This window comes from Stenotrophomonas sp. RG-453, assembly GCF_033843685.1.
Taxonomy (GTDB): domain Bacteria; phylum Pseudomonadota; class Gammaproteobacteria; order Xanthomonadales; family Xanthomonadaceae; genus Stenotrophomonas; species Stenotrophomonas bentonitica_A.
In genome coordinates, this window is sequence record NZ_JAMYED010000005.1 from 368,631 (window position 1) to 385,121 (window position 16,491).

The following is a 16,491-nucleotide window of genomic DNA, read 5'->3' on the forward strand; positions in this document are numbered from 1 at the left end:
AGCGGCCTCAATGGGTGATGTCGTCATGGGCCAGATCACCCGGACGGATGGTCGGCGGCGTGGTGAACGTATGGGCCGGCGCGGGCGACGGGATCGTCCACTCCAGGCCACGCGCTCCTTCCCAGCAACGGTCGGCGGCCTTAGCGCCGTGGCGCAGCGAATGCCACAGGATCGCGGCCATCATGAAGGGCGTGACGAACATGCCGAACGCACCGATCGAACTGATCAGGTTCCAGTCGGCGAAGGCCACGCTGTAATCCGGAATACGCCGCGGCATGCCGGCCAGGCCGAGGAAATGCTGCGGGAAGAACAGCAGGTTCACGAACACGATCGACCACCAGAAGTGCACCTTGGCCCAGGTTTCGCTGTACATGCGCCCGGTCCACTTGGGCCACCAGTAGTACACCGCAGCGATCAACCCGAACACCGCGCCGGTGACCAGTACATAGTGGAAGTGCGCGACGACGAAGTAAGTGTCGTGGTACTGGAAGTCGGCCACCACGATCGCCAGCATCAGGCCGGAGAAGCCACCGATGGTGAACAGGATGACGAAGGCCACCGCCCACAGCATTGGCGCTTCGAACGTGAGCGAGCCACGCCACATCGTGCTGACCCAGTTGAACACCTTCACCCCGGTCGGGATGGAGATGAGCATCGTGGCGAACATGAAGTAGATTTCGCCGCCCAGCGGCATGCCCACGGTGAACATGTGGTGGGCCCAGACGATGAAGGACAGGAAGGCGATCGCGGCGATCGCGTAGACCATCGCCTGGTAACCGAACAGCGGCTTGCGGCTGAAGGTGGGGATGATCTCGCTGACCACGCCGAACGCCGGCAGGATCATGATGTAGACCTCCGGGTGCCCGAAGAACCAGAAGATGTGCTGGTACATCACCGGGTCACCGCCACCGGCGGCGTTGAAGAAGCTGGTGCCGAAGAACTTGTCGGTGAGCAGCATCGTCACCGCGCCGGCGAGCACCGGCATCACCGCGATCAGCAGGAACGCGGTGATCAGCCAGGCCCAGCAGAAGATCGGCATCTTCAGCAGATCGATGCCGGGGGCGCGCATGTTGAGCACGGTGGCGATGATGTTGATCGCGCCCATGATCGAGCTGATGCCGGCCACGTGGATGGCGAACACGCTGAAGGCGACGTTGTAGCCGCCCTGCAGCGACAGCGGCGGATACAACGTCCAGCCACCGGCCGGTGCGCCGCCGGGCAGGAACAGGGTCAGCAGCAGCAGGCTGAAGGCCACCGGCAGCAGCCAGAACGACCAGTTGTTCATGCGCGGCAGCGCCATGTCCGGCGCGCCGATCTGCAGCGGGATCATCCAGTTGGCCAGGCCGACGAAGGCCGGCATCACGCCACCGAAGATCATCACCAGCGCATGCACGGTGGTCATCTGGTTGAAGAACTCGGGCTTGACGAACTGCAGGCCCGGTTGCGCCAGCTCAGCGCGGATGATCACGCTCATCGCCGCACCGATGATGAACATGATGAAGCTGAAAAGCAGGTAGAGCGTGCCGATGTCCTTGTGGTTGGTCGAGAAGAACCAACGCTCGAAGAACCCCTGCTGATGCCCGTGATGCCCGTCGTGGTCAACTGCGGAATGCGCCATCGCAACTACACCTCACTGTATCCGGTGGTACCCGCATCCGCCGGCTGGCGGACGCGGCTCGATTTCAGGCGTTGCTGTCTGTTGCTGCCGCGGCCGGCTCGCTGGCCGGTGACGGAGTGGTCTCGGCCGGGACGGCCGGCGCCGGTGCCGGTGCCGGGGCAGCCTCCGGTGCAGGGGCCGGCGCAGGCTTCTTGGAGGCGAGCCATTTCTGGTAATCCTCCTTGGAGACCGCCTCGACCACGATCGGCATGAAGCCGTGATCCTTGCCACACAGTTCGGCGCACTGACCGCGGTACACGCCGGGCTGCTCGATGTTGGTCCAGGCCTCGTTGATGAAGCCGGGAATCGCATCCTGCTTCCAGCCCAGCGCCGGCACCCACCATGCATGGATGACGTCGTCGGAGGTGATTACGAAGCGCACCTTGGTATCGACCGGCAGTACCAGGCGGTTGTCGACATCCAGCAGGTAATGCGGATGGCTGTCGCGGGTCGGCACCACGCCACTCTGGCGGACACGGTCGGACTCACGGTCCAGGCGGCTGGTGAAGCTGACGTTCTCGCCGAGGTATTCGTACTTCCACATCCACTGATATCCGGTGACCTTGACGGTCATTTCCGAATCGCGGGTGTCGTAGAACTTGATCAGATTGGCCGTGGCCGGCCAGGCCATCACCACCAGGATGATCACCGGGATCACGGTCCAGATGACCTCGGCCTTGGTGTTGTGGCTGAAGGTGGCGGCGACCGCGCCCTTGGATTTGCGGAACTTGAAGATCGCGTAGAACAGCGCGCCGAATACCAGCACCCCGATCACGGTACAGACCCACAGCGAAAACAGGTTGGACTCCCACGCCAACCGCGAGCTCTGGGTCACCCCCTTGCCCATGTTCAATTGCCACGGTTTGGGGTCGGCCGCCTGGGCCCACGCCATGGCCGGCGCCAGCAGCGCGGCCCCGCTCAACACTGACTTCCCGAACGTCCTGCCCCACTTTCTGCATTGCTTCATTGCCTAGACCCTTAGCGTCGTCGGTTGCGGCCGTCAGTGGCCGCGAGCAAGCCTTCTAGTTTCTGAGCCAGTACCTGGCGTTCGGCCGGTGCGAGGAAGCTCCCCACGTCCACCTGCCTACCGCTGGATGCCAGCCGGACTCTGCGTTCGTCGGCGATCAGCCTCACCCAGTGCGGGTGGGCGCTGAACACCGGCGAATGCCCGGGTGCGGGAATCACTTCCACGCACGCCGGCACTACCCGGATCTCTTCCTGCCGTTCTCCACTGCGCCACACCGTGCGCAGCGCCACTGCCAGCAACACGCTGTACAGCAGAGCAAACACGGGGGCGAATACGTTGCCGGTGAACCAGCCCAGGCCGGCCGCCAGCCACATCACCCCCGCCAACACTGCAAACAACAGGACGAACTGCCGGGCATCGAGCGCCCGTGGGGGACGCAGCCGCAGTTGCGTCCCTGATCCGTCCGGAGCGATGAGCACCTCGATCATGTCGCAACCGCGTTTTTCCTGCCGCGGGAAACGTCTCGATGGTAGCCCCGCTCTCCAGCGAGTAGCAAGGGTCCATTCACAGTTTCAGGAATGTTGCAACACAGCATCGGCTGCGGCGGCCGTTTTGACGAAATCGGCACAATAAATACCAGCCGGGTCGAATCCGCCGAATCCCCCTGTATGAAAGGCTATGCGCCGCATGGGCGCAGCCACGGAAAGCACTTGACTCCCCCAAAAAACGATTAAAATGGTCAAGTTCTCCACGAGCCGACCGGCATGACTGCATCCTCTGTCCTTCCCCCTGCCCCGGCATCGTCCGGCGCCGCCCGCCCGCCGCTGCTCTCTCCTGAGCTGCCAGCCGTTCCCAACGCGTTCCGCCAGGCGATCACCGATGCCTGGTTGAAGGACGAGGCCACCCATGTGCGCGAGCTGCTGGAGCAGGCGCGCCTGCCTGCCGCCGAACAGGCCAGGGTGCAGGCCACCGCCGCCGACCTGGTCAAGCGGGTGCGCGTGCGTGCCCAGGACCAGGGCGCGATCGAAGCCTTCATGCGCCAGTACGATCTGGGCAGCGAGGAAGGCGTGCTGCTGATGTGCGTGGCCGAAGCGTTGCTGCGCATTCCGGACCAGGAGACGGCCGACAAGCTGATCCGCGACAAGCTCGGCGACGCGGACTGGAAGAAGCACATGGGCGGCAGCGACTCGGTGCTGGTCAACGCCTCCACCTGGGGCCTGATGCTGACCGGCCGCCTGGTCCAGATCAACGATGCCACACGCGCCGATGTGCCGGGCGCGTTCAAGCGCCTGATCGGTCGCGTGGGTGAGCCGGTGATCCGCCTGGCCGTGCGCCAGGCGATGAAGATCATGGGCCACCAGTTCGTCATGGGCCGCACCATCGACGAAGCGCTGTCGCGCTCGCACAAGGGCGACAACGCCAACTACCGCTATTCGTTCGACATGCTCGGCGAAGGCGCGCTGACCATGAAGGACGCCAAGCGTTACCTGGAGGATTACCGTCGCGCGATCCACTCGATCGGCGGTGACCACAAGGCACGCGGCGGCCGCCCGGACGGCGATGTCAATTCGGCACCGGGCATCTCGATCAAGCTCTCCGCGCTGTACCCGCGCTACGAGCATGCCAAGCGCGCACGCGTGATGGCCGACCTGGTGCCGGGCGTACTGGAACTGGCGCAGCTGGCCAAGTCTTATGGGATCGGCTGCACCGTCGATGCCGAAGAAACCGACCGCCTGGAGCTGTCGCTGGACATCATTGAGACGGTGGTCAGCGATGCCTCGCTCGCCGGTTGGGAAGGCTTCGGCGTGGTCGTGCAGTCGTACCAGAAGCGCACTCCGTACACGATCGACTACCTGGCCGATCTGGCCCGCCGCATCGGTCGTCGCCTGCAGGTACGCCTGGTCAAGGGCGCGTACTGGGATGCGGAAATCAAGCGTGCGCAGATCGAGGGCCTGCCGGCGTACCCGGTGTTCACCCGCAAGCAGAACACCGACGTATCCTACCTGGCCTGTGCCAAGCGTCTGTTCACGCACAGCGATGCGATCTACCCGATGTTCGCCACCCACAACGCGCACACCATCGCGGCCGTGCAGGCGATCGCCAAGGGCGGCCAGTACGAGCACCAGAAGCTGCACGGCATGGGCGATGACCTGTATGCCGAAGTGGTGCCGGCCGACCGTCTGAACGTGCCGTGCCGCGTGTACGCGCCGGTCGGTTCGCATGAAGACCTGCTGCCGTACCTGGTGCGCCGCCTGCTCGAAAACGGCGCTAATTCCAGCTTCGTCAACCGCATCACCGACGAGAACGTGGCCATCGACGACCTGATCCGCGATCCGGTGGACGTGGTCTCTTCGTTCGCGTCCATCCCGCATCCGAAAATCCCGCTGCCGGTCGATCTGCTGCGCAGCCAGAACCATGACAGGAAAAACTCCATGGGCGTCAATCTCGCCAACGACAACGATCTGCGCGCTCTGGCCGAGCAGCTCAACGCGGCCGTGCCCGCGCCGGGTAAGAGCGGGTGGCACGCCGCGCCGCTGGTGCCCGGTGCCAACCCGACCGCTGCGCTGTTGAACGTGACCAACCCGGCCGACACCCGCCAGGTCGTCGGCCAGTGGCAGCCGGCCGACAGTGCCACCGTGGAGAAGGCCCTGGCCAACGCCGTGGCCGCGCAGCCGGCCTGGAACCGCACCCCGGCCGCCAGCCGCGCCGCGATCCTGGAGCACGCTGCCGATCAGCTGGAAGCACGCCTGCCCGAATTCATGGCGCTGTGCGTCAAGGAAGCGGGCAAGAGCCTGCCCGACGGTATCGCCGAAGTGCGCGAAGCCGTCGACTTCCTGCGTTACTACGCCAAGCAGGCGCGCGAGCAGTTCGGTCATGCCGAAAAGCTGCCGAGCCCGACCGGTGAATCCAACGAACTGCAGCTGCACGGCCGCGGCGTGTTCGTCTGCATCAGCCCGTGGAACTTCCCGCTGGCGATCTTCCTGGGCCAGGTCAGCGCCGCGCTCGCCGCCGGCAACAGCGTGATCGCCAAGCCGGCAGAGCAGACCAACCTGATCGGCTATTACGCGGTGAAGCTGCTGCTCGACGCCGGCGTGCCTGAAGGCGTTGTGCAGTTCCTGCCGGGCGACGGTGCGACCGTCGGCGCCGCGCTGACCGCCGACCCACGCGTGGCCGGCGTGGCCTTCACCGGCTCGACCGACACCGCCCGTGCGATCAACCGTGCGATGGCCGCACGCGACGCCGCGATCGGTGTGCTGATCGCCGAAACCGGCGGCCAGAACGCCTTCATCGCCGACTCCTCGGCGCTGCCGGAGCAGCTGGTCAAGGACGCGATCGGGTCGGCCTTCACCTCGGCCGGCCAGCGCTGCTCGGCCGCGCGCGTGCTGTTCGTGCAGGACGACATCGCCGACAAGGTGATGACCATGCTGTCCGGCGCGATGGCCGAGCTGAAGGTCGGTGACCCGGGCCTGCTCTCCACGGACGTCGGCCCGGTGATCGATGCCGATGCCCTGCAGATCCTCAAGGACCATGCCGTGCGCATGGAGAAGGAAGCGCGCCTGATCGCCGCCGCCTCGCTGAGCGACGAAGCGGCACACGGCACCTTCTTCGCACCGCGTGCTTACGAGCTGAAGAACCTGGACCAGCTGCACAAGGAGATCTTCGGACCGGTGCTGCACGTGATCCGCTGGAAGGGCGACCAGCTCGATGCGGTGATCGACCAGATCAACGCCACCGGCTACGGCCTCACCCTGGGCGTGCATTCGCGCATCGATGAAACCGTGGACCGCATTTCCTCGCGCATCAACGTGGGCAACGTGTACGTCAACCGCAACCAGATCGGCGCGGTGGTCGGCGTGCAGCCGTTCGGCGGCCAAGGCCTGTCGGGCACCGGCCCGAAGGCCGGCGGCCCGCACTACCTGCTGCGCTTCGCCACCGAGAAGACCGTCACCGTGAACACCACGGCAGCCGGCGGCAATGCCTCGCTGCTGACCCTGGGCGACTGATTCCCGGCGTCCCGTGTGGAACGAAAAACCCCGCGAAAGCGGGGTTTTTTGTGGCCTGGAAGCTGGCATAGATTGCCGGCCAGCGGCCGGCACTACTGCTCGATGGACTCGATCTCATCGCGCATCAGCAGTTCGCTGCCCATGTAGCGCTCGAACTTGATGCGGCCGAAGCCGGCGGCGTACCACGCCTCGATACGGTTGTCTTCGAAGGTCGCCGTGACATGGCAGGTATCCTTGAAGGTCCGCGGCTGGTCGCCGACTTCCGTCTCCAGATCTTCGAAGCCGACGAAGGTGTAATCGGAGAAGCCGTCGTAGTCGATCGGCTCGACCGTCTCGTCGACATGGTTTGTGCGCTCGCCCTTGCCGTTGACCTCGAACCGATCGCCTGGCTTGGCGCTCTGCGGGAACGTCGGCGCAGGCTTGAAGATGTCGGTCATCACCGGCCTGGACGCGTCGCCACCCCAGGCGGAAATGCCCAGGCGCTCCTGGCCGAGAAGCTGGCGCCCGCTGGCGTCGTAATAGCTGGCCGTGCCAACCCCACCACCGGCGCTGCTCACCTTGATCGCCTCCTGCCCGGCGAACGTGGCCTTCTCGATGGTCAGCGTTTCATCGCTGCTGGACCACGACAGTCCCGGGGTCAAGGTAAAACAGGCGGCGAACTCCGGCGCGGCGATAGCGGGCAGCGAGAGACCAGCCAGGCCAAGAGCAAGCGTGGAGCGCAGCAGCAGAGACGACATATACAGATCCTTGTCAGTAGACACGGGACGGCAGGGGCGCAGTCCGGGCGGGGATTGTACGTCGTGATCGCGGATCCCACCGTGCTGCGGCAGTCGATCCGCAAGCGCCTCAACGCGACCAACAAAAAACCCCGCTTTCGCGGGGTTTTCTGCTGCTGCGTTCAACCGTTCAGTGCTGCGTCGATCAGAACTTGTAGTTGAACGACGCGGCCAGCACGTCGCCACGGACCTTGTACTTGCCGTTGAGCGAGTTGCCCTGGTTGTTGGTGGTGCCACCGATGATCACGTCCGGATCCTTGGTGAACAGGTGGGTGTAACCGAAGTTGTATTCGGTGTTCGCCGACGGGGTCCAGCCCACGCCCAGCGACAGCCACTTGCGGCTGGTATCGGGCACGCGCACGTCGCGGTGAGCGTTGGTGGTCGGGGTCTGGTCCAGCGCGATACCGCCACGCAGGGTCACCGTGTCGCTCAGCTTGTAATCGGTACCCAGCGAGACGAAGGTCGTATCGCGGTAGCCGAACTCCAGCACCGAATCAGGCTGCGCCGACGCGAAGTCGATGGTGACCTGGTCGAACGCGGTCGACCAGGCAGTGCGGGTGACATCACCCATCACGGTCCAGCGGTCGTTGACGTTGTGGGTGACGCTCAGGGTGGCCGAGGCCGGCAGGGTCAGCGTGGCCTTGCCCGAGGTGCTCACGAAGCGGCCCGGCTGGGCGACGGCCAGCACGGCAGCAGCGTTCTGCGGCACATCGAAGGTGGCATCACCGCCGGTGATCTTGTGCTCGACCTTGGAACGGTAGCTGATGCCGATGTGGGTGTTCTCATCGGGGCTGAACAAGCCACCGACGGTCCAGCCCACGGCATTGTTGTCACCTTCCACGGTCAACTTGCCGTCGGCGCTGCCCGGGGCGAAGCCCGGCACGCGCGACTGCGCCAGCGCGGTGCCGAAGTCGATCTGGTTGCTCAGCTCGATGGTCAGGTGCTCGACGAACACGGACGCACCGAAGGACACGTACGGGTTGACGTCATACGAAGCCGCGAAGCCCAGGTCGATGGCCTTCATGTCGGTCTTCAGGCCGCTGTAACGGCCGACCCAGCCATTGTCGTAATCGGTCTTGAAGCCGAACGGGGCGGTCAGCGAGACGCCGAAGTGGGCCTTTTCGCCGATCGGCATATGGAAGTAGGCGGCCGGAACCGGGGCGATCATGCCGGCGTCGCCGCCGTCACCGCCGGTCTGCGGCTGGCCGGTCGGCTTGCGGCCGGTGCCCTTGAACTTGGCCGAGAAGCTGATGGCGCTCAGGTCGCCCTGAACCTGCATGCCCTCGAGCTGGCGCATGCCGGCCGGGTTGACGGCCATGATCGAGGCGTCGCCGGCGGCGCTGCCGGAGCCGGCGAAGGCGCGGCCGAGGCCCTTGGCGCTGTTTTCCTTCAGCTGGAAGGCGGCAGCGTGGACGTGGCCCACGGCCAGGACACCGGCAATGCCGACGGCCAGGGCGGTGACGCGGGCAAGAGTGGAAGCGGTATGCATTGTTGGTTCTCTCCGGAAAGCGGTGATGTTGGCAACGCGCGCCTGCGCCGCCCCTCCCCTTGATGGGTCAGGACAACGCGCCGGATTCCCCTCCCGACATACGACGCCGTATGCGAGTATACCGAGAGCGGTTAATGAAACAATAACGTGCGTCGCCCTTGTGGCTATTCATGCTGAACACGACATATCCCCGTCAGGTCAGCCTCCGCGCTAGGCTAGTGCCCGCATGTTCGTGTCGACCCCCTCCCGCAAGAAAGCCGCCTACCGCTGGGCCACCCCCCTGCTGTTCGCGGCGCTGTGGGTCGCGTTCCTGTGGTCGATCTCCCGGCCGGACGACGCCCGGCGCAGCCTGTGGATGGACTGGGGCGCGCTTTCCACCGGCCTGACCCACCCGCTGGACTGGTGGGCGACCCTGCAGGACGGCAGCGTGCTGCGGCTGTTCACCGCGCTGTTTCTGCATGCGGACTGGTCGCACCTGCTGGGCAACCTGGTGTTCCTGCTGATCTTCGGGCTGCCGGCCGAGCGCGTGCTGGGCCCATGGCGGCTGATGCTGCTGTTCCTGGTCGGCGGGGCGATCTCGAATCTGACCGCGATCTACACCATGGGCAGCCCGGACCAGATCATCATCGGGGCCAGCGGCGCGGTGTCGGCCCTGATCGGCGCCTATCTGGCGCTGTTCCCGGGCGCGCGGCTGGGCGTGGTGATTCCGCTGGGCCTGTTCCTGGAATTCGTGCGTGCGCCGGCCTATCTGCTGATCGGTGTCTGGGCGGCGCTGCAGGTGGTCTTCGCCTACATCGGCCCGACGTTCGGCATGGTCGCCTGGTGGGCCCACATCGCCGGCTTCGTGTTCGGGCTCGGCTATGGCGTGTATGTGCGTGCGGCGATCGCGCGGCGGCTGCGCAAGCGGCACGGGTTTTGAGGGCATGACCGGAAGCGGGTCGGCCGACAGATCGGCCAACGGGTAGTGCCGGCCGCTGGCCGGCTCCACGCAGGGTTGGATTCGAGCAGAGCCGGCCAGCGGCCGGCACTACCTGGTGGGCTTCATGCAGAGCCGGCCAGCGGCCGGCACTACCGATCAGGGCTTGATCGGTGCCGTCGAGGCCGGGGCTTCCGGCTTGGCCGGTGCGGGCGTAGCCGGTGCAGCCGCAGGCTGTTCGGCCGGCTTTGTCTCTGCCGGCTTGGTCTCTGCAGGTTTCGTTTCTGCCGGCTTGACCGTTGCATCAGCAGGCTTTGCCACCGCTGCCCCTGCCGACTTTGCCGCCGGCTTCTTCGCCGCCTCCGCCTTCTGCCTGGCCAGTACCGAACCGGGCTGCTTCAACTCGGCCAGGGCATCGTTGATCGGACCATCGCCCGGCAACACGTCACCGGCCTTGTAGCCTTCGGTGCCTTCTTCGTCACCGCGCAGGTGCCCGGGCAGCGTGGCTTCGCTGTAGTCGGTCAGGCTGGCCGGCAGGTCGTCATCGCCAGCACGCTTTTCCGGCTGCAGCAGCACATCGGGAATGATGCCGGTGGCCTGGATCGACTTGCCGCTCGGCGTGAAATACCGCGCGGTGGTGAGTTTCACCGAGTCCCCGTTGTCCAGCGGCAGTACGGTCTGCACCGAGCCCTTGCCGAAGGTGCGGCTGCCGACCACGCGCGCGCGGCCGTTGTCGCGCAGGGCGCCGGCCAGCACCTCGGAGGCACTGGCCGAGCCGGCGTCGGCCAGCACCACGACCGGCGCGCCCTTGAGCAGATCGCCCGGCGTTGCATCGAAACGGGCATCGCTGATCGAGATGCGGCCACGGGTACTGACGATGTTGCCCTTCTCGAGCAGGTCGTCTGCCACCTGCACGGCGGCGGTCAGCAGGCCCCCCGGGTTGCTGCGCAGGTCCAGCACCAGCCCCTTGAGCTTGCCACCGGCCTGCTGCTGCAACTGGGCAACGTGCTTCTGGAAATCGGCACCGGTGTCGGCCTGGAAGGTGCTCAGGCGGATGTAGCCGTAACCGGGTTCAAGCATCCGGCTGCGCACGCTGGTCACGCGGATGGTCTCGCGGGTGACGCTGACATCGAACGGCTTGGGCTTGCCTTCGCGCACCAGGGTCAGCACGACCTTGGTGCCGGCCACGCCGCGCAGCGGCTCGGTGGCCTCGATCGCACTGATCGGCTTGCCGTCGATGGCGATGATCAGGTCGCCAGCAAGGATGCCCGCGCGTGCGGCCGGGGTGTCGTCGATCGGCGAGATCACTTTCAGGCTGCTGTTGTCGGGCTGCTGCTGCAGCTCCACGCCGATGCCGTCGTAGGCGCCGTTAGCCTGCTCATCGAAGGCTTCGGCGTCTTCCTTGTCGAAATAGGTGCTGTGCGGATCCAGATCCAGCAGCAGGCCACGGATGGCGGACTGCATGAGCTTCTTGTCATCGACCGGGTCGACGTAGGCGGCGCGCACCGCGTTGTACACGGCCACATAGCGGCGGATCTCTTCCAACGGAACCCGTGAGGTCACCGCTTCTTCCGTGGTGGCCGCATCGGCCCCGCGTGCCGGCGCTTCGGCGGTCTGCTGCGCCCAGGACACCGCGGGCAACAGAGCCAGCAGCAAGGTGGCGGAACGGGCTACGCGCATGAAGCACTCCAGGATGAGCGGGGGACGGTTGAGCCACGCACCGTGGTGCGTCGCCCGATTATGCGCGAAGCGACGATAAATTCCCGTTGAACCCCGCCCTTGGCGGTGCGTTGCTGTTGTGCGCGGTTTATCGCCGCTGCAGCCAGCTGCCCGGGTCGACCGGCTGGCCATTGCGGCGCAGCTCGAAGTACAGCGCGGTCACGCCCTGCCCACCCGAGTTGCCGACCTTGGCCACGGCCTCGCCCTTCTTCACCGTGGCGCCCGCATCACGCAGCAGGGTGTCGTTGTGGGCGTACAGGCTCATGTAGCCGTTGCCGTGGTCGACGATCAGGATCATGCCGTAGCCGGTCATCCAGTCGGAGAACACCACGGTGCCATCGGCGACGGCGGTGATCGTGCTGCCCGCTGGCGCGCCGATCAGCACGCCGCTGCTGGTGCGGCCATCGGGCAGCTTGCCGCCATAGCGGGCGAGCAGATTGCCGGACAACGGCCAGCCCAGGCCGCCCACCTTCGGGGCCGGTGCGGAAGCGACCGCAGGGGGTGTCTTGGTCGCCCGCGGCGGCGGGCGCGTGCCACTGGCGGCAGCAGCGCGATCAGCCTTCTCGGCAGCGGCTTTTTCCGCGGCGGCCCGGCGCGCGGCAGCGCGACGTTCCGCCTCGGCACGTGCAGCGGCGGCACGCAGATTCGCGAGCAGCGTTTCCAGTGCCTTGGCGTCCTGGCCCAGCGCCTTCTCTCGCTCGCTGCGGTCCTTGTAGCGCTCATCCAGCGTGGCAACCGTGGCCGCCCGCTCGCGGCGGTCATCGGCCAACGTGGCCACCTGCTGTTTCTGCTGTTGGCGGGTACCTTCCAGCGCCTTGCGCCGTTCGACGATCTCCGTCTCCACGCGCTGCAGTTCGGTGAGGTCGGCCGTCAGCGACTGGATCCGCTGCGCGCGCTCGCGCTGCAGGTAGCGGTGGTAGGCCAGGCTGCGGTTCGCATCGGCAACACGGTCCTGCGACAGCAGCAGCTTCAGCGGTGCGTTGTTGCCGATGCGATAGGCCGCGCGCAGCAGCGAGGCCAGCTCCGTGCGCTGCTGTTCCAAGCCGGCCTGCAGCGCATCGCGCTTGGCCTGCAGTTCGTTCATGGCGCGGGTTTCGCGCTGCAGCGCGGTTTCGGTCTGGGCCAGTACGCGCCCGGTGCGGGCTACCTTCTCATCGGCTTCGCGCAGCTGGCGCGATGCCTGCCCACGCTGGCCTTCCAGCGTCCGCCGTTCCTGGGCCACGCCCTTGAGCTCGCTGCGCAGCTTCTGCAGCTTGCGCTCGGCCTCCTTGGACGATTGCGCGGCCAGCGGGCTGGCGCCGAGCACGGCCACTGCCAGCACGAGGGCACGCAACGCCGGGCTCAGCCACTGCGTGCGACCGCGTCCATCGGTCGGATTGTTATCCCGGCGTGAGGAAAAGGCGTTGTGGCGCAAGGGCTTTCCAGTGACTTCAGGCAGATGCGGATTGCAACGATGCATGGTGACATTCCTGCAGGCGGCCTGCCAGCCGCGCTCCACCATCGAGGTTCCCATGAAACGCTCCCTGCTCCCGCTGCTGCTGGCCCTGACGCTGCCCTGTGCGCCGGCCTTGGCAAGCGACAACATCAGCAAGGTCAACGGCAGCATCTCCGCCGAAGCCGGTCAGACCTACGGCAATCTGGAGACCGTCAACGGCGGCATCAAGGTCGCCGAAGGCGCTGTGACGGGTCGTATCGAAACCGTCAACGGCGGCATCCGCGTGGCTGATCGCGCGCGCACCGGGGGTATATCCACGGTTAATGGCAGCGTGCGGGTCGGACGCGAAGTGATTGCCAGCGGCGGCGTGGACACCGTCAACGGCGGCATCTTCCTGGACCGTGGTACCCAGATCGACGGCAGCCTTGAAACCGTCAACGGCAGCATCGGCCTGGTCGAAACGCGCGTGGCGCGCGGCATCGAGACCGTCAACGGAGACATCACCGTTGGCGTGGGCTCGCAGGTGGAGGGCGGGATCGAGGTCAAGAAACCGAACTTCAACCTGTCGCTGACGCCCGGCCGCAAGCCGCGCGTGATCATCGGCCCGAACGCGTCGGTCAACGGACCGCTGCAGTTCGAGCGCGAGGTCACCCTGTACGTGCACCGCACGGCCCGCGTCGGACCGGTCAGTGGCGCGGTGGCTGTTCCCTTCGATACCGACACCGCACCGCAGGATTGATATTGTGGCTGCTGGTGCCGCGCGCACCCGCCTTTCCCGTTCCAGGAACCGATGATGCCCCGCAAACTTCTGTTGTGCCTTGCCGCTGCCGCTGCGTTGACCGCGTGCAAGGGCGAATCCGCCGCGCCCACCGCGGCCCCCGCCACCGACGCGGCACCGACCGCGCCGGGCCATGCGTTTTCGCCCGAGATCAATGCCGGCGACTTCGCCGAGCTGGTCAAGACCCTGGCCTCGGATGAGTTTGAAGGCCGTTCGCCGGGCAGCAAGGGCGAAGAGTTGACCGTCAATTACATCCGCGACCAGATGCAGCGCATCGGCCTGCAGCCGGGCAACGGCGACAGCTGGTTCCAGGACGTGGCGATGACCGAGACCACCGCCGATGAGTCGACCGTGCTCAAGCTGGACCAGGCCGGCAAGACCCGCGAGCTGACGTTCGGCACCGACATGGTGATCGGCACCCGCAGCGGCCAGCCGGAGGTGAAGGTCCAGGACAGCGATCTGGTGTTCGTCGGCTACGGCGTGGACGCACCGGAGCAGAAGTGGAACGACTACGCCGGCCAGGACTGGAAGGGCAAGACCGTCGTGATGTTCGTCAACGACCCCGGCTTCCACGTCAACGACGAGAAGCTGTTCGACGGCAAGCGCATGACCTACTACGGGCGCTGGACGTACAAATTCGAAGAGGCCGCGCGCAAGGGTGCCGCCGCCGCACTGATCGTGCACGACACCGCCGGTGCGTCGTACGGCTGGGATGTGGTCAAGAACTCGTGGGCCGGCCCGCAGTACGACCTGCCGGCCAAGGATGATCCGGAAGCGCGCCTGCCCGCACAGGGCTGGTTGAGCGCCGAGGCCGCGCGTCAGCTGTTCGCCGAGGCCGGCCTGGACCTGGACAAGGCCTACAAGGATGCCAGCAAGCGCGGCTTCAAGCCGGTCCCGCTGAAGGCCAAGGTCTCCTTCGACCTGAAGAGCACCATCGCCGAGAAGAAGTCGCGCAACGTGGTCGGCGTCCTGCCCGGCAGCAAGCGCGCCGACGAGGCCGTGCTGTACATGGCGCACTGGGATCACCTGGGCAAGCACGAGGGTGAGCAGGGCGACAACATCTACAACGGTGCCGTCGACAACGCGACCGGCGTGGCCGGCATCCTGGAAGTCGCTGACGCGATGGTCCACCAGCAGCCGGCACCGGAGCGTTCGGTGGTGTTCCTGGCGGTGACGCTGGAAGAGTCCGGCCTGCTGGGCTCGAAGTACTACGTCAGCCACCCGACCTTCCCGCTGGACAAGATCGCCGGTGTGATCAACATCGATGCGATGTCGGTGGCCGGCCGTGCCAAGGACATGACCGTGACCGGTTTCGGCAGTTCCGAGCTGGAGGACATTCTCAAGCCGCTGGCGGCCAATCAGGGGCGCACCCTGCACGGCGAGACCGCGGTGCAGAGCGGCTTCTACTTCCGTTCGGATCACTTCAACTTCGCCAAGGCCGGTGTGCCGGCGCTGTATGCCGACGGTGGTGAGGATCTGCGCGAGGGCGGTGTGGAGGCGGGCCGCAAGGCCGCTGAAGACTACGGCAGCAACCGCTACCACGGCCCGAAGGATGAGTTCGATCCGGCCACCTGGAAGCTGGATGGCACGGTCGAGGACCTGCAGCTGCTGTACGGGGTTGGCAAGGAACTGGCCGGCGGCGATCGTTGGCCGAACTGGTACGAAGGCAATCCGTTCAAGGCGGCACGCGATGCGATGATGAAGGGCAAGGGCGCTGAGGCGCCGGCCGCGGAGTCTGCGCGCTGAGCGGTCGTTCTAGCTGATGTGATCTCTGTTTCATGAAAACGGCGCCTTTCGGGGCGCCGTTTTTTTGGGTCTTTGCCTCTCCGCCGGGCGAGCATGAAGTGCGGCAGCTTTCCGAGCGCGGCGGCGGCTGGGTTGGTCGGGCGTTGGGACGCGATACCCTTGCCGGCGAATGTCCCCCGGGATCGGCCTGTGGCCGCCCCCTCCTCCTTGAGTTCGCCCACAAGGGCATCGCGACCCACGTATGGAGACCACTGGCGCCGCACAGCAGCAGCGCGATCAGCGAGTGTGGATTGATTTGTCAGTCCTCACACAGCACGCGGAGCGCCGTAGCGGCCGGTAGGCGCCTGGGCAAAATCAAGGAGGGGGGCGTCGCCGTCAGGCGGCGGCCGGGGGACATTTGCCGAGGGGCCTGCCGGTCGCTACGCGGGCCTTACGCTCGCGGAAGATGCAAGCGGAGACGCCACCATTCCCAAACCGCAGAACTGCCCAGCGAGACCCGCCGCACTACTGCTTAGCGAGACCCGCCGCACTACTGCATGACCGTGCTCATCTGCTGTGGCACGTGAAATGAGACGCTCCCATCCGTTGGGAGAAGGACAAAAAAACCCCGCTGCGTGAGCAGCGGGGTTTTGGGTGTAAACCCTGGCGATGACCTACTCTCGCATGGCTTAGGCCACACTACCATCGGCGCAGCTGCGTTTCACTTCCGAGTTCGGGATGGGATCGGGTGGTGCCACAGCGCTGATTTCACCAGGGAGACGGTTGGAGCAGCGCGATGCGCCAGCTCAGCAGAGGTCTCTTCCGAGAAACAGATACCTGCAAAAACCAGGTGCCTGCAATAAAAGAAAACCCCGCTGCGTGAGCAGCGGGGTTTTCGGGGTAAAAACCCTGGCGATGACCTACTCTCGCATGGCTTAGGCCACACTACCATCGGCGCAGCTGCGTTTCACTTCCGAGTTCGGGATGGGATCGGGTGGTTCCACAGCGCTAATTTCACCAGGGAG

The 16,491-nt window shown here is 65.9% G+C and carries 11 protein-coding genes and 2 rRNA genes; 4 read left to right on the plus strand and 9 right to left on the minus strand.

Features of this window, described 5'->3' with window-relative positions; genetic code table 11:
* Positions 1-7 precede the first annotated feature (7 nt).
* The 3 genes from ctaD to NJD74_RS12370 form a co-directional block, all read right to left on the minus strand.
* Positions 8-1,618, minus strand: a complete 1,611-nt coding sequence (ctaD, locus tag NJD74_RS12360; RefSeq protein WP_019185997.1) for a cytochrome c oxidase subunit I — start codon at positions 1,616-1,618, stop codon at positions 8-10.
* Between the two features lie 64 nt (positions 1,619-1,682).
* Positions 1,683-2,624 carry a cytochrome c oxidase subunit II gene (gene coxB, locus NJD74_RS12365; protein WP_102788905.1) on the minus strand — a complete coding sequence of 314 codons (942 nt, stop codon included), beginning with the start codon at positions 2,622-2,624 and terminating at the stop codon, positions 1,683-1,685.
* Positions 2,625-2,635: 11 nt separating this feature from the next.
* Positions 2,636-3,112 carry a DUF2244 domain-containing protein gene (locus NJD74_RS12370; RefSeq protein ID WP_019185999.1) on the minus strand — a complete coding sequence of 159 codons (477 nt, stop codon included), beginning with the start codon at positions 3,110-3,112 and terminating at the stop codon, positions 2,636-2,638.
* A gap of 276 nt (positions 3,113-3,388) precedes the next feature.
* Here NJD74_RS12370 and putA point away from each other — a divergent pair, with 276 nt between their 5' ends.
* Positions 3,389-6,628, plus strand: a complete 3,240-nt coding sequence (gene putA, locus NJD74_RS12375; protein WP_319624270.1) for a bifunctional proline dehydrogenase/L-glutamate gamma-semialdehyde dehydrogenase PutA — start codon at positions 3,389-3,391, stop codon at positions 6,626-6,628.
* Between the two features lie 92 nt (positions 6,629-6,720).
* Here putA and NJD74_RS12380 read toward each other — a convergent pair whose 3' ends face one another.
* Both NJD74_RS12380 and NJD74_RS12385 read right to left on the minus strand, forming a co-directional pair.
* Positions 6,721-7,365, minus strand: coding sequence for a hypothetical protein (locus NJD74_RS12380; protein ID WP_019186001.1), 645 nt, complete (start codon positions 7,363-7,365; stop codon positions 6,721-6,723).
* 184 nt (positions 7,366-7,549) lie between these two features.
* Positions 7,550-8,893, minus strand: coding sequence for an outer membrane protein transport protein (locus NJD74_RS12385; protein WP_070426471.1), 1,344 nt, complete (start codon positions 8,891-8,893; stop codon positions 7,550-7,552).
* Between the two features lie 226 nt (positions 8,894-9,119).
* Here NJD74_RS12385 and NJD74_RS12390 point away from each other — a divergent pair, with 226 nt between their 5' ends.
* On the plus strand, positions 9,120-9,812 hold the full coding sequence (locus tag NJD74_RS12390) for a rhomboid family intramembrane serine protease (protein WP_019186003.1): 693 nt from the start codon (positions 9,120-9,122) through the stop codon (positions 9,810-9,812).
* Between the two features lie 156 nt (positions 9,813-9,968).
* Here the strand turns inward: NJD74_RS12390 and NJD74_RS12395 are convergent, their stop codons facing one another.
* Both NJD74_RS12395 and NJD74_RS12400 read right to left on the minus strand, forming a co-directional pair.
* Complete coding sequence (locus tag NJD74_RS12395; protein WP_319624271.1) at positions 9,969-11,489, minus strand: S41 family peptidase; 1,521 nt, start codon at positions 11,487-11,489, stop codon at positions 9,969-9,971.
* Between the two features lie 127 nt (positions 11,490-11,616).
* Positions 11,617-12,987, minus strand: coding sequence for a peptidoglycan DD-metalloendopeptidase family protein (locus NJD74_RS12400; protein WP_319624275.1), 1,371 nt, complete (start codon positions 12,985-12,987; stop codon positions 11,617-11,619).
* 52 nt (positions 12,988-13,039) lie between these two features.
* On the opposite strand from NJD74_RS12400, the gene NJD74_RS12405 reads away from it, so the two are divergent.
* On the plus strand, positions 13,040-13,702 hold the full coding sequence (locus tag NJD74_RS12405; protein ID WP_046272917.1) for a hypothetical protein: 663 nt from the start codon (positions 13,040-13,042) through the stop codon (positions 13,700-13,702).
* A 54-nt stretch (positions 13,703-13,756) separates the two neighbouring features.
* Positions 13,757-15,487, plus strand: a complete 1,731-nt coding sequence (locus tag NJD74_RS12410; RefSeq protein WP_319624272.1) for a M28 family metallopeptidase — start codon at positions 13,757-13,759, stop codon at positions 15,485-15,487.
* Between the two features lie 640 nt (positions 15,488-16,127).
* On the opposite strand, the gene rrf (NJD74_RS12415) is transcribed toward NJD74_RS12410, so the two are convergent.
* Positions 16,128-16,242: ribosomal RNA gene (gene rrf, locus NJD74_RS12415) — 5S ribosomal RNA — on the minus strand.
* A 131-nt stretch (positions 16,243-16,373) separates the two neighbouring features.
* A 5S ribosomal RNA gene (gene rrf / locus NJD74_RS12420) occupies positions 16,374-16,488 on the minus strand.
* Between the last annotated feature and the right edge of the window lie 3 nt (positions 16,489-16,491).